A 19,534-nucleotide genomic window follows, 5' to 3' on the forward strand; every position below is an offset into this window, starting at 1 on the left:
CATATCCGACTACCCCCCGGACGGTGAACCGAACAATGCAGGTCCGAAGTCTCAAGGTCGAGGGGGCGTACGAGTTCACCCCCCGCCAATTCGCCGACCAGCGCGGCCTCTTCGTCTCCCCCTTTCAGCAGGAGGCGTTCGCCCAGGCCCTGGGACGGCCCGGCTTCCCGGTCGCCCAGACCAACCACAGCGTCTCTCGCCGCGGCACCATCCGCGGCATCCACTTCACGGCGACCCCGCCCGGCACCGCCAAGTACGTGTACTGCGCGAGCGGCCGGGCCGTCGACATCGTGGTCGACCTGCGGGTCGGCTCGCCCACCTTCGGCCGGTGGGACGCGGTCGAGATGGACCAGCTCCACTTCCGTGCCTCGTACTTCCCGGTCGGCGTCGGGCACGCCTTCGTGGCTCTGGAGAACGACACCGTGATGTCGTACATGCTCACCAGCGCCTACGTCGCCGAGCACGAACTCGCCCTCGACATCTTCGACGAGGGCCTGGGCATCACCCTCCCGTCCGGCCTTGACGTCGTGCAGTCGGACCGCGACAGGGAGGCCCTCTCCTTCGCGGAGGCCCGCGACAAGGGCATCCTCCCCGACTACGCCACCTCCCGGGCGGTCGAGGAGCGGCTCTGGTCCCCCGGCTCCGGCGGCCCGCGCTGAGCGCGCCGATGGACGCCGACCCGAAGGGCGGGCCCGCCGGCACGGTCGCGGTGCTCGGTGCCACCGGATCCGTCGGGCGCGCGGTCTGCGCCGAACTCCTCCGGACCGGGCACCGGGTCCTCGCCGTGGCCCGCCGCCCCGCCCCGCACACCCGCGCCCACGCCTTCGTCCCCCTCGACGTCGTCGCCGCCGCGCCCGGCCGGCTCGCCGCGCTCCTCGACGGACACGGGGTGGCGGCGGTCGTCAACGCCACCGGCGGCTGGGGGACCACCGCCGAGACGATGCGCAGCGCCCACGTCGACCTGCCGGAACGGCTCGCCGCCGGCTGTGCCGCGACCGGCCGGCGGCTGCGCGTCGTCCAGCTCGGTTCGATCCACGAGTACGGCCCCGTCGAGGACGGCGTCCTCATCGGCGAGGACCGCGCCCCCGGCGCGCTGACCTCGTACGGCGCCACCAAGCGCGCCGGCTCCGAGCATCTGCTCGGCGAGTCGAGCGCCGGCCGGATCGACGCGCTCGTCCTGCGGGCCGTCAACGTCTGCGGGCCGCATACCACCACCTCGAGCTTCCTCGGCATCGTCGCGGATAGGCTGCGCGCCCTCGCCCCGGGCAAGACGCTCACCCTCGACGTGGCCGACGCCCGCCGCGACTTCGTCGACGTGCGGGACCTGGCCAGGGCGGCGGTCGCGGCGGTGGCCGCGCCCGGCCCGGGCCGGGTGGTCAACATCGGGCGCGGTGAGGCGGTACCGATGGCCGACCTCGTCGACGTCCTCGTCAAGGTGTCGGGCGTCGACCCCGCCGCCGTGCGGCTGCGCCCGGCGGCGATCGCCAGCAAGGGCGGCAGCTGGACCTGCGCCGACATCGGCCTGGCCGCCGACCTCCTCGGCTGGCGGCCGCTGATCCCCCTCGACGCGTCACTGCGGGCGATGTGGGACGCGGCCGGGGACGCCGAGCCGCCGGGAGGGACCGGATGAACCGGACGCATACACGCGGAGAGACCGGACGGACAAGCCCGAGGAGGCACCGATGAACGCCCCCCTTCCCGTCCCACACGCCGGCGCGCCGGCGTCGCGGGCGGACACCGCACGGCGGATCGACGCCTCGGCCCGGCTGCGCGGCGCCGGGCCGCTCGGCGACCTGGCGGACTTCCCCGACTGGTTCGCCGGCCACGCCCGCCGGGCCTACACCCGGATCGAGCGGGTCGGGCTCGACGAATTGGACGGCTGGGTCGTCGACCCGGCCACCGGCGACCTCAGGCACCACACCGGCCGCTTCTTCACCGTGCACGGACTGGCGGTGGAGCACCCGGGCGCGGCGGTGCCCCGGTGGACGCAGCCGATCATCCTCCAGCCCGAGATCGGCATCCTCGGCCTGCTGGTGAGCCGGATCGACGGGGTGCTGCACGCCCTCGTGCAGGCCAAGGTCGAACCCGGCAACGCCAACGGGCTCCAAGTGTCCCCCACCGTGCAGGCCACCCGCAGCAACTACACGCGGGTGCACCAGGGGCTGGCCGTGCCGTACGTGGAGCACTTCCTCGACGCGCACCGGCGGCCGGGTGTGCTGGCCGACGTGCGACAGTCGGAGCAGGGCTCCTGGTTCTACCGCAAGCGCAACCGCAACATGGTGGTCGAGCTGCCGGAGCCGGTCGAGGCCCGGGACGGCTACCGCTGGCTGACGGTCGGCCAGATCCACGAGCTGCTGGGGCGCGAGGACACCGTCAACATGGACATCCGGACCGTGCTGTCCTGCCTGCCGTTCACCGGCTCCGGGGAGGAGGCGGACGACGATCCGGATCCCTTTCGGCGGGTGCTCCGGCGCTCCGGCGACCCCGCGGCGGGCAGTCTCCACACCATGGAGGAGATCCTCGGCTGGATCACCGACCGGCGGGCCGGAGACGACCTGACGGTTCGTCGGATCCCGCTGGACGACCTCACCGGCTGGACCCGCGGCAAGGACCGGATACGCCACGACGACGGCGCCTTCTTCGAGGTCATCGGGGTCCGGGTGGACGCCGGCGGGCGCGAGGTGCGGCAGTGGAACCAGCCGATGATCGAGCCGGTGGGCCAGGGCGTGATCGCGTTCCTGGTCCGGCGGATCGACGGGGTGCTGCACGTCCTGGTCCACGCGCGCGTGGAGCCCGGGTTCACGGACGTGGTGGAGCTGGGCCCGACCGTGCAGTGCGTGCCTGAGAGCTACACGGGCCTCCCGGACAGCGCCCTGCCGCCGTTCCTCGACGCGGTACTAGGCGCGGCCTCCGGGGCGACGCGGTACGACACGGTCCTCTCGGAGGAGGGCGGTCGGTTCCACCGAGCGCTCAACCGGTACCTGGTCGTCGAGGCCCCGGACGGCCTGGACACCGCGTCGCCCGCTCACCGATGGGTGACCCTGCACCAGCTGTCGGACCTGCTGCGCCACAGCCACTACGTCAACGTGCAGGCCCGTAGCCTGATCGCCTGTCTGCACAGCCTGTACCACGCCGGCTGAGCCCAGCGGCCACACACGCGTGTCCCGGTGGGCGGGGAGCCCACCGGGACACGCGCGCACCGGGACCGGACCGGGAGACCGGCCGGGGCGCCGGCTCAGAGGCCGACGACGACCTCGCGGATCGCCTCGATGACCTTCTCCTGGGTGTGCGGCGGCAGGGACGGGTACATCGGGAGCGAGAAGATCTCCTTCGCGAGCCGCTCGGTCACCGGCAGGCTGCCCTCCTCGTAGCCGAGGTGGGCGAAGCCGGTCATGCGGTGCACGGGCCACGGGTAGCTGATGTTCAGTTCGATGTCGTAGTCCTTGAGCCGCTCGATAATCCGGTCCCGCTCGGGGTGACGGACCACGTGGACATAGTGGACGTGGTCATTTCCCACCGCGTTCGAGGGGAGGACCAGGCCGGTGCCGGCCAGCCCCTCCTCGTAGCGGCGCGCCACGGCACGGCGGCCCTCGACGTAGGCGCCGAGGCGCCGGAGCTTGCGGCGGAGGATCTCCGCCTGGACCTCGTCGAGACGGCTGTTGTGTCCGGGAGTGCTGACAACGTAGTACTGCTCCTCCATGCCGTAGTAGCGCAGCCGGCGCAGGGCCGCCGCCACGTCCGCGTCGCGGGTCAGGACGGCGCCGCCGTCGCCGTACGCGCCCAGCACCTTCGTCGGATAGAAGGAGAAGGCGGCGGCGTCACCCATGGTGCCGGCGAGCCGGCCGTGATGCCGGGCGCCATGGGCCTGGGCGCAGTCCTCCAGGACCTTGAGGCCGTGACGGGCGGAGAGTTCGGTGACTGGCGCCATGTCGACGCACTGCCCGTAGAGGTGGACGGGGACGATCGCGGTCGTCTTCTCGGTGATCGCGCCGGCGAGCTGGTCGGTGCGCATGAGGTAGTCCTCCTCGTGCACGTCCACGAAGACCGGGGTGGCGCCAACTGCGTCGATGCCGAGCACGGTCGGGGCGGCCGTGTTGGCGACGGTGACGACTTCGTCGCCGGGCTTCACGCCGAGGGCCTGGAGGCCAAGGACGATGGCGTTGGTGCCGTTGTCCACGCCCACGCAGTGCTCCACGCCGTGGTAGGCCGCAAACTCCTGCTCGAAGCCAGCGACGGAGGCGCCGAGGACGAGCCGCCCGGACTGGAAGACGTGGTCGACGGCGTCGAGGACCTCCTCGCGCTCCGCCGCGTACTCCCGCAGGTAGTCCCAGACGTACGCGGTCATCGCCCGCCCTCCTTGACGCCGACGAACAGGCCGCGGCCGGTCGGGGCACCCGGCCGGTACTCGACGGAGCAGCCGACGGCGCGGAAGGCCGACTCGTACTCCTCGCGCGTGAAGAGGGTCAGGACGTCGATCTCGGTGAAGGTGCGGATGCCGTCGGGATCGCCGACGAGGAACTGCACCTCCATCCGGGTCGCCCGGCCCTGGAGCGTGGAGTGGGAGATCCGCGCCACGGTCCGGTCGCCCTCGCTCGCCAGGTCGCCGGCGACGAAGCCCTCGGAGAACTGCTCGGGGAACCACCAGGGTTCGACGACGAGCACGCCGCCCGGTTCGAGGTGGCGACCCATCGACGCGATCGCCGAACGCATCTCCTCGACGCTGCCGAGATAGCCGATCGCGCAGAACATGCAGGTGACGACGGAGTACGTGCGTCCCAGGTCGAACTCGCGCATGTCGCCCTCGTGGATGGCCAGTCCGGGCCTGCGGCGCAGCGCGAGGTCCCGCATCGGGGCGGCGATCTCCAGCCCCTCCGCGGTCGTGAAGAGCTTGCCGAAGGGGCCCAGGTGGGCGGCGGTGCCGCAGGCCACGTCGAGTAGCGAGTCGGCGTCCGGGGCGTGGCTGCGGGCTAGGTCCGCGACGGCCTCGGCCTCCGCGGCCCAGTCCTTGCCGCGGCTGCGGTACACCATCTCGTAAACCTCGGCGAGGTCCGTGCTGTACATGCGATTCTCCTCGGGTCGGCTGCAGTGCACGGCGCCGGTCGGCACGCCGCTGGAGCGGGGGTGCGGGAAGGTGCGGGGGTGTCCGTGCGGGTCAGGGGGTGTCGTCGACGAGGGCGACGGCACGGGCCCAGCCGGCGCCGGCGCCGGCCACCTTCACCGGGAAACAGGCGATCTGGAAGCCGGTCGGGGTGGGCAGCAGGTCGAGTCCGGAGAGCCGCTCGACCTGGCAGTACTCCCGGTGCCGGCCGGCGAAGTGGGCGGGCCACAGCACGCGCTTGTCGCAGGTGCGCCGGTAGGTGTCGATGATGGTGCCGAACGGCGCGTCCAGGCTGAAGGCGTCGGTGCCGACCACCTTCACGCCCGAGTCGAGCAGGAAGGCGATCGCGCCCGCGTCGAGGCCCACGAAGTCGGTGAAGTACCGCTGCGTCCCCGCCCAGGCGTCCGCGCCGGTGTTCAGCAGCACGATGTCGCGCGGGGCGAGGACGTGCCCGATCCGGTCGAGCTCCTTGCGCAGGTCGGCCGCGTCGACGATGCCGGCCTCGCGGCCCCGCACGTCGAGGACGACCCCGGGGCCGAGGAACCACTCCAGCGGCATCGCGTCGATGTGCCGGGGTACGCCGGTGCCGTACGTGGTCCGGGAGCCGTAGTGCGAGGGCGCGTCGACGTGGGTGCCGGTGTGGGTGGTCAGACTCAGGCGGTCCAGCGAGAGGAACTCGCCGTCCGGCAGGTCGTCCGGGTCGAACTCCAGGCCGAAGTGGGCCCGCATCTCGTCGCGCATGTGCAGCGCGCCCTCGCGCGGGGTCATCACCTCGTGGACCACGGGGTCCGGTTCGAACGAGCCGACGTCTACCGGCGAGGACAGGTCAATGATCCGCACGGTCACCTCCTGAGCGACAGCGTCCAGCCTCGCGGCCCCCGCTCAAAAGGCATTGGAAGACCGCTCGACACGGTCGGCCGGAGCCCCGGAGTCGAGCCGGTCTCGACGGTGCTCGGCCAGACTCGGCCTCCCGACGACGACCCCTGCACCGGGAGGCACCGTGACCACCACGCCCCGCACACACGGCGACGGCACCGCCACAGACTTCGACGCCATCGCGATCGAACGCTTCTACGCCCGGCACATGCAGCTGCTGGACGGCGGCGCCGCCGCGGCCTGGGCCCGCACCTTCACCGACGACGCGTCCTTCGCCGCCCCGTCCATGACGGAGCCGGTGCGCGGCCGGGACGGCATCGAGTCGGGCGCCCGCGCGGCGGTGGCGGGCCGGGCGGCCGCCGGGGAGGTCCACCGGCACTGGGTGACGATGACAGCGGTCCGGCCGGCCGCCGACGGAGTCGACGCGGTGTCGCACGTGGAGATCCTCGCGACCCCGCGCGGCGGGGCGCCGCGGATCGAGCTGTCCTGCGTGATGCGGGACCGGCTGGTGCGCCGGGACGGGGCGCTGCTCGTGGCGGAGCGCGTCATCACCCGCGACGACCGGCCACGCGGCTGAGGATCGACTCCGTCTCGAGCGCGGGTCCGTACCGTCGCCGCCATGACGACACGGGTAGTGATCATCACGGGTGGTGGGACCGGGATCGGCCGCGCGGCGGCCCTCCGGTTCGCGGAGCGCGGCGACCGGGTCCTCGTGGTGGGCCGTACGGCGGCCACGCTGGAGGAGACCGTCGCCGGGCACGAGAACATCCGGTCCCTGGTGGCGGACGTGACCGATTCCGGCGCCGGCGAGCGGGTGGTGGAGGCGGCGCTGCGCGCCTTCGGCCGCCTGGACGTCCTCGTGAACAACGCTGCGACCGGTTCCTTCGCGCCGCTGGCGAAGCTCGACCGGACGGCCGTTGAGCGGCAGTTCACCACTGACCTGGTGGCGCCCGCGTTCCTCGCCCAGGCGGCGCTGGACGCGCTGGAGGAGACGGGCGGCACCATCGTCAACGTCAGCACGGCGGCCTCGCTGACCACCCAGGGCTTCCCGGACAACGCGGTCTACATGGCGGCGAAGGCGGGCCTGAACCAGTTCACGCGCGCCTGGGCGGTCGAGCTGGCGCCGCGCGGCATCCGCGTGGTGTCGGTGGCGCCGGGCGTCACCGACACCGGCATCGGGCAGCGCATCGGCATGTCCGAGGGCCAGTACCAGGGCTTCCTCGACCAGATCTCGCAGCGCATCCCAGCCGGGCGGGTGGCGACGCCCGAGGAGGTGGCGTGGTGGATCACCACGCTGGGCGAGCCGGGCGGCTCCTACATGACCGGGGCGATCGTCCCCGTCGACGGCGGTCTCACCCTCACCTGACGGAGGGCGGCGCCCGCACCGTCCGGACGGCGGCCGGAGGCGCCGGTGCCGGGCGTGCGCCGCGAGTCGGGCGGGCAGGTGGTGGAGCCGGAAGCGCATCGTCTCCGGATCCAGGTATTCGGGGGCGGCTGATCGCCCATGAGGCCGAGCGGGTTGGCCGCAACGCCCCGAAGGTGACCCGAGGCTCTCCGAAAGGGACCCGGCAGGGCTTGCCGGTGTTGGTCGCGGTGCAGTGCTCCTCGTCCGTGGCGCCATCGGTATGGGGCGCGGCGCCCTGCTGCGGGCCGTCGCCGACGTGGCCCGCGCCCGGGGTGTACGGGTCGGCTACGCGCGATGCGCGGCTGAGGAGTCCGGGACCCCGTACGGCGTCGTGCGCCGGCTGCTGGGCGCCACCGGCGGCACGCTCGTCGCCGCGTCCGCCCGGGCGGCCGGCACGGCGACTGGCCGCAGGCCGCCGCGCTGCTGCGCCGGACCGCATCCGGAGGTCGAGTCTGGCGCACGCGCTCAGCGGCCTCCAATGGACTTCCGAATACGTTCCGAATACTATGGATCCATGACCATCGCAGCAGACCTCCCCGTGGCGACTCGGCGCTCCTCGGACCTGAGCAAGCACTCCGCCGAGGTCTTCGCCGAGGCCGAGGACCACCCCGTGACGGTGACCCGGCGGGACGGCGAGGCTCTGGTCCTGATGTCGCAGCGCGAGGCAGAGGGGCGTGCCCGCTTGCTGAACCTTGCCGCGCAGCTCATCACCGTCACCCTCGACGACCGCGGCTCGCTCGCCGAGCGCATGTCCAAGGCCTTCCCCTGGATGCTTGCGCTGTCGCCGGCCGACCGGGAGTCCTGCGCACAGCACCTCGTCGATGCGGCGCGCGCGTCGTTCGCCACCGGCCAGTCGCACCTCGCGATCGCAGAGCTGACCTCCTGGAAGGAAACGGCCACCGCCATTGCGGCCGGACTCAGCAGCGGCAGCGCCGGTCTGGAGTGGTTCGACGACGATGAGACCGTGGAGCGTCCGTAGCCGTGGCGGCCGCCAGGAAGGGCGAGCTGGTTCCTCGCCCTCCGAAGAAGATCGAGTACGAGATCCGCTTCGCCACAGCCGACGCGCAGAAGGGTTGGCGCGACCTCGTCGCGACGATCCGCAACTCCATGACGGAGACCTGGGACTTCCTCGCGCGGACGCCACTGTCCACGACGCCGACGAATGATCGGCTCAAGGGTGAGCTCGGCGTCATCGAGCGTGGCGGCTGACCCATGAGCGGTGGCAACACAAACCGACTGCGAAGGGCACCGCGCGCGTCTGGTTCTACGTCCACGAGCGCACGGTCTTCCTGGAGCAGGTGCACACGAGCCACCCGAACGAGACGAAGTAGGCGGGCTTCGCAGCGTCCTACATCGTCGGTGAGCGCGCATCCGATGAGGATGATCGCCGTGTGGCTGCCGCGACGGGGGACTTTGACTTCACTCGAGGGCGGCGCGGCTTTGGGAAAGAGCGACTCGATCTCCCCGATCACAGTGAGGAGGGGAAGTCTCTGCGTGAAGCAGCTTCGTCGTTGACTGCAGCGGCGACGCTCGCCAGGATCGCGAGGCCGGGGCGACGCCGAGGTGCTGGGCGGAGGTGAGCAGCGCCGAGGCGATCTCCGGTTGCCGTGGTCCACTCCATGGACTGCGGCCTGGTCCGGGCGATGATGCCGGTCCCGAAGCCGAGGGCGATCACCAGCATCGCCGGTGCCATCCCGGTCCAGTAGTCCGTCTCGGTCACGATCAGGGAGGACCAGACCACAGCTCACGCTGCAGCATTGGGTGAGCGCGAATGCGAGAGGAGCGTGACCGCACCCCGTGCCGCCGGTGCCGAGTACCGCTCCTGCGGCCCTCCAGCTGTCCGGTGTGGCGCTCCGCGTCCACGACGTGCACTGGTCTGAGAGCCTGGCTGGCGCAGGATGGCGACGATCCGGTCGACTTGCGCCTGTGACAGAGGAGGCGCGCCCTCGGCCTTGGCGGCTCCCGCCTTTCGGAGGTCCTCGAGTACGGCCGGAGAGGCCGGGTGGTGCGGCCATCGTGTTCGCGAGGCGCTCTGATTGTCGGCGTGCTCTACGCTCGTGATCGTGCGTGCCGAGCGTTGAACTGACTGTGGTACATCGCTGCTGTTCTCGGCTGCGTCGCCTGTTGTAGGCGATGGGCCCAACAGTTGCCTTTTTCCGGCCAGGTCCATCCGCCACAGGTGCATCGGCACCTCACGCTGCCATCGGGGGCACTTGCCGGATGCTGCTGTTCCTGGGCGCGGACCAGGCCATTGCGGGACAGCACCCGGTGGACCGTGGCCCGCGACGGCGTCGACTCCAGCCCGCGGCCGGACAGCTCGTGGGAGATCCGGCGGGCACCCCACCGGGGATGCCGGCGGCGCAGCTCGCAGGTCTCGGCCTCAACCTCGGCGGACAGGCGCGTGGGACTGTTCCCCGGCCGGCGGGAGCGATCCAGCAGACCGGGCATGCCCTCCTGCTCGAACCGCCGCCGCCAGCTGTGCAGGGTCTGGCGCGAGGTGCCGTACCGGGCCGCGACCTCACCGATCGGAGACCCGCCGAGCACTTCGCGGACAGCCCGGTAGCGGTACTCGGCCAACTGCTGTGCATCCACGACTCCGTCGGAAGCACCCCTGCCGCACCGGCGGTTGGGGGATAGCGGACGTTCAGCCGAACGTGTCAGCCATGTCCGGAGCACAAACGGTTAAGCATCTCCTGAGACCTCACACCGACACGGAACACGGGGCAACCGCCAACGAAGCACGTTGACTCGCCGTGCCGCGCGTGTCGAGGTGCTGCGTTAGCGGTAGGAAAACTCGGCCAGATGTGCTCTCCACGCCCAGAAACCATGATCATTGTGGCGATCTGATGCGAGGATCACTGTCAGGACGCCATCAACCTCGAGATCCTGCAGAACTACTTTGCAGCGGGAGCATGTAGCAGTACGTGCTGCGCAGCCTGATCAGCACGTAAGCGGCAGCGCGGAACAGTCGAGGGCCGCACCCCGTCCGACGGGGTGCGGCCCCCGACGTCGGCCCGGTGCCGTCCCCGCAGTGGAACGGCTCGTAACCGCCCCTCGCGCAGGCCCGCGTTGCGCGATCCGTTTACAACCGGAGCCCGCGGCGCTACCTTCCCCGTACGAGTGAGATGGGAGCGCTCCCATCCTTCGTCGGACCGGAACCCGCCGCAGGATGCTCCCATCTCGCTCGGCCCCACGCGTACCCGCGCGACCGTGCGCGCGCAACGCACACGCACGCAGCACATATGGGCGCGACCCGTGACCCGCAGCACCCGCAGCGACGGACAGGTATGTCATGATCACGACAAAAACGAGGGGCGGCACCGCTCCCCGGCCCCCGCTCCCCACCCGCGCCAGAGCCCTCTTCCTGGTCCTCGTCTCCCTCCTCGCCACCCTCCCCGCCGTCGGCCTGGTCATGACCACGGGCGGCGAGGCGGAGGCGCACGGGACGCCGATGAAGCCCGCCAGCCGCACCTTCCTGTGCTGGCAGGACGGGCTGACCGACACCGGCGAGATCAAACCGGTCAACCCGGCGTGCAAGGCCGCCGCACAGGTCAGCGGCACCACGCCGTTCTACAACTGGTTCTCCGTACTGCGCTCCGACGGCGCCGGCCGTACCGAAGGCTTCGTGCCGGACGGGCAGCTGTGCAGCGGCGGCAACACCAGCTTCACCGGCTTCGACCAGCCGCGTGACGACTGGCCCCTCACCCACCTCACCTCGGGCGCCACCGTCGACTTCTCCTACAACGCCTGGGCCGCGCACCCGGGTTGGTTCTACGTGTACATCACCAAGGACGGCTTCGACCCGACACGGACCCTCACCTGGGACGACATGGAGGAACAGCCGTTCCTCTCCGTCGACCACCCGCCGCTCAACGGGTCCCCGGGCACCGTCGACGCCAACTACTCCTGGACCGGGCAGCTTCCGGAGGGCAAGTCCGGCCGCCACGTCGTCTACATGGTCTGGCAGCGTTCGGACAGCGCGGAGACCTTCTACTCCTGCTCCGACGTCGTCTTCGACGGCGGCAACGGCGAGGTGACCGGCATCAAGGAGCCCGGCAACCCGCCGACCGAGCCCGTCCCCGGCCAGTGCACCGCCACCCGCAGCACCACGGGCAGCTGGAACGGCGGCCACCAGTCCCAGGTGACCGTCACCAACAGCGGTGACGTCCCCATGCTCGGCTGGATGGTCGACTGGACCCTGCCGGACGGCCAGCGGGTCGACAGCCTGTGGAACGGCGACGCCACCTACCAGGGCCAGGACGTCATGGTCCACAACACCGGCCACAACGGCTCGCTGAGTCCGGGACAGAGCGCCACCTTCGGCTATGTCGTCTCCGGCCCCGGCGGTGACGGTACGACGAGCCTGCCCTGCCGGGTCGGCTGACGCCGCGCCACGACGAAGCGGGTCCGGGCCACCACGGCCCGGACCCGCCCGCGACGCACGGTCGGCTCAGCTCAGAAGTTCGACCTCCGTCAGCGCCGCCTCACCGCTGAGAACCAGCCGGTAGTGGCCGTACGTCCCCGGCTCCTCCACCGAGAAGGCCCGTGTCTGCCGGTCCCAGCGGAAGGCGTCCGGGTCGTCCGCCCGCCTGTCGCGCTTGTCGAGGGTCTTCCACGTCGTGCCGTCCGACGACCCCTGCAGGACCCAGCCCGTGGGCGCCTCGGCCTGCTTCGAGGACGTCAGCGTGTACTGGACCGCCTTCGCCCTCCCGCTCACGGGCAGATCGACGGTGGACACCGTGGCGCCGGTCGCCGAGGAGTCGTCGAACAGGGCGCCCCCGCCCTTCAGCACGTCCTCGCGGGGCGTGGGCACCTCGTCGTCCCGGGTGATCGACACGGGCGCCGCCTTCTTGCCGGTGCCCCACGACGACGGCCGCGGGCCCATGTCGAACTCCAGGACCCCGCCCCTGGCGAGCACCGAGTGCGGCAGCGAGGTCTTGTCCCACCTCTTGCCGTTGACCTTCAGACCCTGGACGTACACGTTCTTCGCACTGTTCCTCGGCGCCTTGACGACCAGCTCGCGGCCGTTCTCCAGGTGCACGGTCGTCTTCTTGAACAGCGGGGAGCCGACGGCGTACTCGCCGCTGCCCATCACCAGCGGGTAGAAGCCGAGGGAGGAGAACAGGAACCAGGCCGACTGCTCGCCGTTGTCCTCGTCCCCGTGGTAGCCCTGCCCGATCTCGCTGCCGGTGTAGAGCCGCGACAGCACCTCACGGACGTTCTTCTGCGTCTTCCAGGGCTGCCCGGCCGCGTCGTACATGTACAGGGCGTGGTGGGCCACCTGGTTGGAGTGCCCGTACATGCCCATCCGGACGTCCCGCGCCTCGGTCATCTCGTGGATGACCCCGCCGTAGGAGCCCTTGAACTCCGGGGAGGCCGTCTCCGGGGTGGCGAGGTACTCGTCGAGCTTGTCCGCGAGACCGTCGCGCCCGCCGTACAGGTTGGCCAGACCCCGGCTGTCCTGCGGGGCGGTGAAGGCGTAGCCCCAGCCGTTCGTCTCGGTGTAGTCGTGGCCCCACACCCGCGGGTCGTACGTCGAGGACTCGACGCGCCAGTCGCCCTTCGTGTTCCTCCCCTGGAAGAACCCGGCCTCGGAGTCGAACAGGTTGACGTACTCCTGGGCCCGGTCGAGGAAGTAGGCGGACTCCTCCGCGTAGCGCCTGTCGCCGGTCTTCTCGTACAGGGCCTCGCCCATCCGGGCGATGCCGTAGTCGTTGAGGTAGCCCTCCAGGGCCCACGACAGGCCCTCGTGCGTCTCGGTGCCGGTGTAGCCGAGGAAGGGCGAGGTCGCCATGCCCTTGCGGCCGACGCCCGACGACGGGGGCACGACGGTGGCGTTCTTCACGGCCGCGTCGTACGCCGCCTCCGCGTCGAAGTCCACGCCCTTGACGTACGCGTCGGCGAACGCGACGTCCGAGGAGGTGCCGGTCATCAGGTCGGCGTAGCCGGGGGAGGACCAGCGGGAGGTCCAGCCGCCGTCCTTGTAGTGCTGCACGAACCCGTCGACCAGCTCGCCCGCCTTGGAGGGGGTCAGGAAGGAGTACGCCGGCCAGGTGGTCCGGTAGGTGTCCCAGAAGCCGTTGTTGACGTACACCTTCCCGTCCACGATCTTCGCGCCGGTGTGCGTCGGCGTGTCCGGCCGGGTCATCTTCGAGAAGGGGGAGGCGTACTTGTACGTGCCGTCGACCTTCTCGAAGCCCGAGTTCGGGTACAGGTACAGCCGGTAGAGGCTCGAGTAGAGCGTGGTCAGCTGGTCCGGGGTGGCACCCTCGACCTCGACCTTGCCGAGCAGCTTGTCCCACTGCCGCTGGGCGCTCCGCTTGACCGAGTCGAAGGACCGGCCCTCGGGGATCTCCTGGCGCAGGTTGTCCTTCGCCTGGTCGACGCTGATGAGCGAGGTGGCCAGGCGCAGGGTGACCGTCCGGTCCTCGCCCGCGTCGAACCGCAGATGGCCCTTGACGCCCTCGGCGGAGCCGTCCGTCACCGGCTTGTCGAACGCGCCGTGCACGAACAGCCGGGTGGCGCCCGTGGACAGACCGGACTTCACGTCCGAGTAGCCGCTGAAGGTGCCGTTCTCCTCGTCGAGGGTCAGGCCGGCCTGGTCGGTGACGTTGTCGAACAGGACGCTCGCGTCGTCGCCGGGATAGGTGAAGCGCATGACCGCGGCGTGGTCCGTCGGCGCGATCTCCGCCTTCTGGCCGTTCTCGAACCGCACCCCGTAGTAGTACGGCCGCGCGGTCTCGTTCTCGTGCCGGAAGGCCAGCTCCCGTTCCTCACGGCCCGGTTCCGGGGTGCCGGAGGCGGCGGACGGCAGCACCTGGAAGGTCTGCCGGTCGCCCATCCAGGGGCTCGGCTCGTGGCTCGCGCTGAACGCCTGGATCGTCGGCAGGTTGTCCGCGTTGTTGCCGCGCGCGTAGTCGTACAGCCAGCTCAGGGAACCGGCGTTGGTCACCGGCGTCCAGAAGTTGAAGCCGTGCGGCACGGCGGTCGCCGGGAAGTTGTTGCCGCGCGAGAAGCCGCCGCTGGAGTGGGTGCCCCGGGTGGTCACCGCGTAGTCGGACAGGTGGGCCTTCGGCCGCTCGGGTTTCACCGGCTTCAGGGACACGTCGTCCAGCCAGCCCCGGAACTTCGCCGGGCCCTCGGGGGAGTCGTAGGCGACCAGGATCCGGTCGACGGTCCTGCCGGACGCGACCGAGCCGATCCTTGACGCGACGCTGTTCCACTGGTTGACGTACAGCACCTTGGCGTCACCCTGGCCCCGCGGCGTCAGCGGGAAGCCGTGCTGGTCGGTGGCGCGCAGGTCGCTCAGATAGGTGCCGTCGGTGAAGGCCAGGTCGACGGAGACGTTCGTGGCGTCGTAGTCGAGGTCGCCGTCCGCCATCGACGGGAAGATCTTGTACGACAGCTCCGTACGACGGTCGACCTTCACATGGACGTCGAAGACCTTGTTGTACGAGTGGGCGCGCCCGTCGGCCGTGTGCCGGCCGGCGTAACGCAGGGCACGCTTTCCGGTGAATCCGGCGCCCGACTTCGCGGTCGGGGAGCCGCTCGGGCCGCGGTCGACCAGCGAGAGCATGTCCTGCGGGACGGGCTCCTCGGTGTCACCGGTGGAGAACTGGACGTCGGCGAGCTGGAGGGCGTCCGCCCCGCCGTTCCTGGTGATCTCCAGCCGGAAGTGCCGGTACCCGGCGACGGCCGACGCGTCCAGGTCGTAGGTCTTCGTCTGGAACCGCTCGGCGAACGTCTCGCCCGAACGGGTGTCGAGGGTCGTCCAGTTCTCGCCGTCGGCCGAGCCCTTCAGGGTCCAGTCCCGCGGGTCGCGCGCGGCGAAGTCGTTGGCCGAGGTGAGCGCGTACCGGACCACCTCGACCGGGGCGTCCAGGTCGAACTCGGCCCAGCCGGTGGACGTGAAGGCCAGCCATTTGCTGCCGGGCTCGCCGTCGACGAGGTTCTCCTTCACCTCCCCGGCGCCCGCGTTCTCCGAACTGGCGCGCACGTCCGTGACATGGTCGGTGACGCTGCCCGGTATGCCGCTGCTGTAACCGCCGTCGACACCCGAGGCGCGTTTCTTTCCGCCCGGTGTGGTGTCGACGGTGTTCAACCAGTCGGGGGCGGGTTCACCGGCCTCGAACGACGAAGCGAACTCCCGGTCCGCCTTCGCGGGCGCCCCGGGCAGGGCGACCGCGACGCCCGGGGAGGCCCCCGCCACGGCGAAGGCGGTCGTCGCGACGACCGCCGGGCCCCATCTGTGCCGCATTCTGTGCCGAACTCCGTGCTGCATGCGCGAGCACCCTCCCTGGGCTGGACAACGTTGTCAGAATCGCTGCGCAAGCACCAGTAGTGGGCCAAGGGGCGTGTGGTGTCAAGGGTGTTGAATGAGGCCTTCGGGCCCGGTGGCAGGGATTCTTCCGTTTCGGAACGCGGCGCCCGCTCGTATTTCCGCCAGGTCCCAACTCGGAAAAGACCACCGGCGAACCCCGTGTTCGATCTTGATCCGTCGGCGGAAAGTGGACTATACCTGTCGGCACTCCGGGCTTCTTCACAGCTCCCGAACAGCAAGCACCACCCCGTCCTGCACTGCCCGCACTTCCTGCACGACCCAGTACGACCCGAACGCGGTGCCGGGGAGGATCCGGTTCACCGCCTGAGTCCTGGAGAAGGCGAGGACCTGAGCATGGGATCCAACTCCGCCGAGTACGACGGCACCCGCGAGCGAGGTGCTCCGGGCCGGCCCACCCCTGCCCGCCCGGCCGCGGGAGTGGGCCGCCGCGACCTGATCAAGCGGTCCGCGGCGCTCGGCCTGATCTCCGTCCCCACGACGGGCTTCCTGTCCGCGTGCGCCAGCGGCGGCGGGGGCGACCAGGAGAAGGCCGAGGCGGGCAGGAAGACCGCGAAGAACCCGCTCGGCGTCAATGACACGGCGCAGATGGAATTCGTCCTGTTCGACGGCGGCTTCGGCAAGGAATACGCCGAGGACGCCGTGAAGGTGTACGAAAAGGCATTTCCCGGCGCTCCGGTGAAGTTCTCCGCCACCCAGAAGATCCAGTCCACCCTGCAGCCGCGTTTCCACCAGGGCACCCCGCCCGACCTCATCGACAACTCGGGCGCCGAGCAGATGGACATGGGCACCCTGGTCGGCAAGAAGCAGCTCACCGACCTCACCCCGCTGCTGGACGCCCCCTCCTACGACGACCCGGGCACCAAGGTCCGCGACACGCTGCGCCCCGGCATCGTCGAGATGGGCCGGTTCGACGGCGAGCAGGTCTGGATCCTCTACTACGCCTACACGGTCTACGGCGTCTGGTACTCGCAGAAGGCGCTGGACTCGCTCGACGAGCAGTACCCCGAGACCTGGGACCAGATGCTCGCGGTCTGCGCGAAGGCCAGGAAGAAGGGCATGGCCGGCTGGACCTACGCCGGCAAGTACCCGTACTACATCCCCTTCTCGCTGTACCCGATGATCGGCAAGGTCGGCGGGCGCGAGGTGCTCGACGCCATCGACAACCTGGAGCCGAACGCCTGGAAGCACCCCGCCGTCAAGGCCTGCTTCGAGGCCTACTACGAACTCCAGCAGAAGGGCTACGTCCTCAGGGGCACCCCGGGCCTGGACCACATCCAGTCCCAGACCGCCTGGGCCGAGGGGGACGCGCTGTTCATCCCGAACGGCTCCTGGGTGGAGAACGAGGCGGCCAACGTCATGCCCGACGACTTCGACCTCGCCGTCTCCGCACCCACCGGCCTGGACTCCTCGGACAAGCTGCCCTTCGGCACCATCTGGGCCTCCGGCGGCGAGCCCTTCGTCGTCCCCGCCAAGGCGGCGAACGCGGCCGGCGGCATGGAGCAGCTGCGCATCATGCTGGGCGAGGCGTCCTCGAGGAACTTCACGGGCAAGGTGAAGTCACTGACCGCGTACAACGGCGGCACCGACGGCATCGAGCTGACCCCGGGCCTCAGGTCCGGTGTCGCCGTGCTGGAGGCGGCCGGGGAGAACGTGGTGAACCCGCGCCTGCAGGACTGGTACGTGCAGCTCCAGAAGGAGAAGATCGGCGCCTCCGGGCTCGGCGAGATGATGGCCGGCCGCGCGACCCCGGCCGAGACCGTCAAGAAGATCCAGGCCTTCGCCGACGAGACGGCCAAGGACTCGTCGATCAAGCACTACAGGCACCAGTGAGCCACCGGTGAGTCCCCGTCACCGGGGCCTGCCCGGCAGACCGTTGCCGGGCAGGCCCCGGTGACAGCCCGCGCGCAGATCGGGGTCGCAGCACATGCAGCACGGCAAGTACCGTTTCATCGTGGGGTTCCTGGCGGTTCCCCTGGGGCTGTACGCGCTCTTCGTCGTCTGGCCGTTCGTCCAGTCGATCTCCTACTCGTTCACGGACTGGACCGGCCTGAGCCCCGACTTCGAGGTGGTCGGGTTCGCCAACTACACACGCATGCTGGACGACGGCATCTTCTGGAAGTCGTTGCGGCACAGCCTGCTGTTCGCCCTGCTGGTACCGGTGGTGACGATCGGTCTGGCGCTGTTCCTCTCCTTCATGATCAATGCGGGTGGCCGGCGACGGCGCGGCGGACCGGTGATCTCGGGGGTCCGGGGGTCCGCCTTCTACAGGATCGTCTACTTCTTCCCGCAGGTGCTCTCGATCGCGATCGTCGCCCTGCTGTTCGCGTTCGCGTACAACCCGGACAGCGGTGCGATCAACTCGTTCCTGCGGGGGGTCGGACTCGACGACCCCCAGCCGCTCTGGCTGGGCGATCCGGACCTCGCCCTGTGGGCCGTCATGGCGGTCCTCGTCTGGTCCACGGTCGGTTTCTTCGTGGTCCTCTTCTCCGCCGGCATGGCGTCCATCCCGCTGGACCTCTACGAGGCGGCGCTGCTGGACGGCGCCGGCCGCCCCACGACCTTCTTCCGCATCACCCTGCCGCTGCTGTGGGGCACCGTGCAGTCCGGCTGGGTCTACCTGGGCATCCTCGCGCTGGGCGCCGAATCGTTCGCGGTCGTACAGATCATGACGACCGGTCCCGGCGGCCCCGACTACTCGACCACCGTCATGGTCCTGTACGTGTACCAGAAGGCGTTCCGCGACGGTCAGGCCGCCTACGCCACCACCATCGGTGTCGCCCTCCTCCTCGTCACGCTGGCGTTCGCCGCCCTCGTGATGAAGCTGGGGCGGCGCGAGCGGCTGGAGTACTGATCCGATGAAGACGACCGAGCCCCCCGCTCCCGTACCGGCCGAGTCCGGTGCCCCCCTCGCCGAGGGCGGCCCGCCGTCCGGCACGCCCGCGAAGGAGCCGAAGGGGAAGCGGGAGGGCGGCGTCCTCAACGTCTTCTCGCACGGTGTCCTGGTGATCTGGGCGGTCATGGTGGTGCTGCCCCTGCTGTGGGCCGTGATGACGTCCTTCAAGGACGACGCCTCCATCTTCGGCTCGCCCTGGTCGCTGCCGGACCCGCCGCGCTTCGACAACTGGTCGCGGGCCTGGACCCAGGCCGACATGGGCGACTACTTCCTCAACACCGTCCTCGTGGTCGGCGGTTCCCTGATCGGCACCCTGGTGCTGGGTTCGATGGCCGCCTACGTGCTGGCCCGCTTCGAGTTCCCCGGCAACCGGTTCGTCTACTACCTGTTCGTCGGCGGCATGAGCTTCCCGATCATGCTCGCCCTGGTCCCGCTGTTCTACGTCGTCGACAACATGGGCCTGCTGAACACGGTCCACGGACTGATCCTGGTCTACATCGCGTACTCGCTGCCGTTCACGGTGTTCTTCCTGACCGCGTTCTTCCGGACGCTGCCCAGCAGCGTGGCGGAGGCCGCGTTCGTGGACGGCGCCTCGCACAGCAGGACGTTCTTCCAGATCATGCTCCCGATGGCCAGGCCGGGCCTGATCAGTGTGGGGATCTTCAACTTCCTGGGCCAGTGGAACCAGTACATGCTGCCCACCGTGCTCAACACCGACGAGGACAAGCACGTGCTCACCCAGGGACTGGTGCAGCTGGCCGTCAGCCAGGGCTACAAGGGGGACTGGTCCGGCCTCTTCGCCGGCCTCGTGATGGCGATGCTTCCGGTGCTCGCCGCGTACCTCGTCTTCCAGCGCCAGGTCGTGCAGGGGCTCACCGCGGGCGCCCTGAAGTGACCTCCGGCGGTCACCCTCCGCATCCC

At 70.4% G+C, this 19,534-nt stretch carries 17 protein-coding genes; 11 read left to right on the forward strand and 6 right to left on the reverse strand.

Annotation, left to right across the window (positions count from 1 at the left end):
* Nucleotides 1-35 precede the first annotated feature (35 nt).
* Genes TU30_RS02690 through TU30_RS02700 form a run of 3 tightly spaced genes read left to right on the forward strand, consistent with a single transcriptional unit; the run spans nucleotide 36 to nucleotide 3,140 of the window.
* The gene (locus TU30_RS02690) at nucleotides 36-659 is read left to right on the forward strand and encodes a dTDP-4-dehydrorhamnose 3,5-epimerase family protein (protein ID WP_042164037.1); all 624 of its coding nucleotides are present in this window, start codon (nucleotides 36-38) and stop codon (nucleotides 657-659) included.
* 8 nt (nucleotides 660-667) lie between these two features.
* The gene (locus TU30_RS02695; RefSeq protein ID WP_042164039.1) at nucleotides 668-1,630 is read left to right on the forward strand and encodes an NAD(P)-dependent oxidoreductase; all 963 of its coding nucleotides are present in this window, start codon (nucleotides 668-670) and stop codon (nucleotides 1,628-1,630) included.
* 52 nt (nucleotides 1,631-1,682) lie between these two features.
* On the forward strand, nucleotides 1,683-3,140 hold the full coding sequence (locus TU30_RS02700; protein ID WP_078878066.1) for an NDP-hexose 2,3-dehydratase family protein: 1,458 nt from the start codon (nucleotides 1,683-1,685) through the stop codon (nucleotides 3,138-3,140).
* 95 nt (nucleotides 3,141-3,235) lie between these two features.
* Here TU30_RS02700 and TU30_RS02705 read toward each other — a convergent pair whose 3' ends face one another.
* The 3 genes from TU30_RS02705 to TU30_RS02715 form a co-directional block, all read right to left on the reverse strand.
* Complete coding sequence (locus tag TU30_RS02705; RefSeq protein ID WP_042164042.1) at nucleotides 3,236-4,345, reverse strand: DegT/DnrJ/EryC1/StrS aminotransferase family protein; 1,110 nt, start codon at nucleotides 4,343-4,345, stop codon at nucleotides 3,236-3,238.
* Nucleotides 4,342-5,061, reverse strand: a complete 720-nt coding sequence (locus tag TU30_RS02710) for a bifunctional 2-polyprenyl-6-hydroxyphenol methylase/3-demethylubiquinol 3-O-methyltransferase UbiG (protein WP_042164044.1) — start codon at nucleotides 5,059-5,061, stop codon at nucleotides 4,342-4,344. Before TU30_RS02710 ends, TU30_RS02705 begins: the two co-directional genes overlap by 4 nt.
* A gap of 91 nt (nucleotides 5,062-5,152) precedes the next feature.
* Nucleotides 5,153-5,938, reverse strand: coding sequence for a cyclase family protein (locus TU30_RS02715; protein WP_042164734.1), 786 nt, complete (start codon nucleotides 5,936-5,938; stop codon nucleotides 5,153-5,155).
* Between the two features lie 160 nt (nucleotides 5,939-6,098).
* Between TU30_RS02715 and TU30_RS02720 the strand changes: the two genes are divergently transcribed.
* The 4 genes from TU30_RS02720 to TU30_RS02735 all read left to right on the forward strand — a co-directional run bounded on the left by TU30_RS02720 (nucleotide 6,099) and on the right by TU30_RS02735 (nucleotide 8,588).
* Nucleotides 6,099-6,551 carry a nuclear transport factor 2 family protein gene (locus tag TU30_RS02720; protein WP_042164046.1) on the forward strand — a complete coding sequence of 151 codons (453 nt, stop codon included), beginning with the start codon at nucleotides 6,099-6,101 and terminating at the stop codon, nucleotides 6,549-6,551.
* A gap of 57 nt (nucleotides 6,552-6,608) precedes the next feature.
* The gene (locus TU30_RS02725) at nucleotides 6,609-7,340 is read left to right on the forward strand and encodes an SDR family NAD(P)-dependent oxidoreductase (RefSeq protein ID WP_042164048.1); all 732 of its coding nucleotides are present in this window, start codon (nucleotides 6,609-6,611) and stop codon (nucleotides 7,338-7,340) included.
* Between the two features lie 553 nt (nucleotides 7,341-7,893).
* Nucleotides 7,894-8,358, forward strand: coding sequence for a type II toxin-antitoxin system Phd/YefM family antitoxin (locus tag TU30_RS02730; protein ID WP_042164737.1), 465 nt, complete (start codon nucleotides 7,894-7,896; stop codon nucleotides 8,356-8,358).
* 2 nt (nucleotides 8,359-8,360) lie between these two features.
* A complete protein-coding gene (locus TU30_RS02735; RefSeq protein WP_234307754.1) occupies nucleotides 8,361-8,588 on the forward strand; it encodes a hypothetical protein in 228 nt (75 codons plus the stop codon).
* A 259-nt stretch (nucleotides 8,589-8,847) separates the two neighbouring features.
* On the opposite strand, the gene TU30_RS35895 is transcribed toward TU30_RS02735, so the two are convergent.
* Both TU30_RS35895 and TU30_RS36800 read right to left on the reverse strand, forming a co-directional pair.
* The gene (locus tag TU30_RS35895; RefSeq protein WP_158719295.1) at nucleotides 8,848-9,120 is read right to left on the reverse strand and encodes a hypothetical protein; all 273 of its coding nucleotides are present in this window, start codon (nucleotides 9,118-9,120) and stop codon (nucleotides 8,848-8,850) included.
* Between the two features lie 308 nt (nucleotides 9,121-9,428).
* The gene (locus tag TU30_RS36800; protein WP_234307755.1) at nucleotides 9,429-9,971 is read right to left on the reverse strand and encodes a helix-turn-helix domain-containing protein; all 543 of its coding nucleotides are present in this window, start codon (nucleotides 9,969-9,971) and stop codon (nucleotides 9,429-9,431) included.
* A gap of 700 nt (nucleotides 9,972-10,671) precedes the next feature.
* Between TU30_RS36800 and TU30_RS02740 the strand changes: the two genes are divergently transcribed.
* Nucleotides 10,672-11,763: a lytic polysaccharide monooxygenase gene (locus TU30_RS02740; RefSeq protein ID WP_042164050.1), complete on the forward strand. Its 1,092-nt coding sequence runs from the start codon at nucleotides 10,672-10,674 to the stop codon at nucleotides 11,761-11,763.
* Nucleotides 11,764-11,829: 66 nt separating this feature from the next.
* Here TU30_RS02740 and TU30_RS02745 read toward each other — a convergent pair whose 3' ends face one another.
* Complete coding sequence (locus TU30_RS02745) at nucleotides 11,830-15,636, reverse strand: GH92 family glycosyl hydrolase (RefSeq protein ID WP_042164052.1); 3,807 nt, start codon at nucleotides 15,634-15,636, stop codon at nucleotides 11,830-11,832.
* 417 nt (nucleotides 15,637-16,053) lie between these two features.
* Between TU30_RS02745 and ngcE the strand changes: the two genes are divergently transcribed.
* The 3 genes from ngcE to TU30_RS02760 all read left to right on the forward strand — a co-directional run bounded on the left by ngcE (nucleotide 16,054) and on the right by TU30_RS02760 (nucleotide 19,508).
* Nucleotides 16,054-17,550: an N-acetylglucosamine/diacetylchitobiose ABC transporter substrate-binding protein gene (gene ngcE / locus TU30_RS02750; RefSeq protein ID WP_078878068.1), complete on the forward strand. Its 1,497-nt coding sequence runs from the start codon at nucleotides 16,054-16,056 to the stop codon at nucleotides 17,548-17,550.
* Between the two features lie 94 nt (nucleotides 17,551-17,644).
* Nucleotides 17,645-18,571: a carbohydrate ABC transporter permease gene (locus TU30_RS02755; protein ID WP_042164054.1), complete on the forward strand. Its 927-nt coding sequence runs from the start codon at nucleotides 17,645-17,647 to the stop codon at nucleotides 18,569-18,571.
* Between the two features lie 4 nt (nucleotides 18,572-18,575).
* The gene (locus tag TU30_RS02760; RefSeq protein WP_042164057.1) at nucleotides 18,576-19,508 is read left to right on the forward strand and encodes a carbohydrate ABC transporter permease; all 933 of its coding nucleotides are present in this window, start codon (nucleotides 18,576-18,578) and stop codon (nucleotides 19,506-19,508) included.
* Nucleotides 19,509-19,534: the final 26 nt, after the last annotated feature.

The sequence above is a fragment of the Streptomyces sp. NBRC 110035 genome, from assembly GCF_000829695.1.
Classification (GTDB): Bacteria; Actinomycetota; Actinomycetes; order Streptomycetales; family Streptomycetaceae; genus Streptomyces.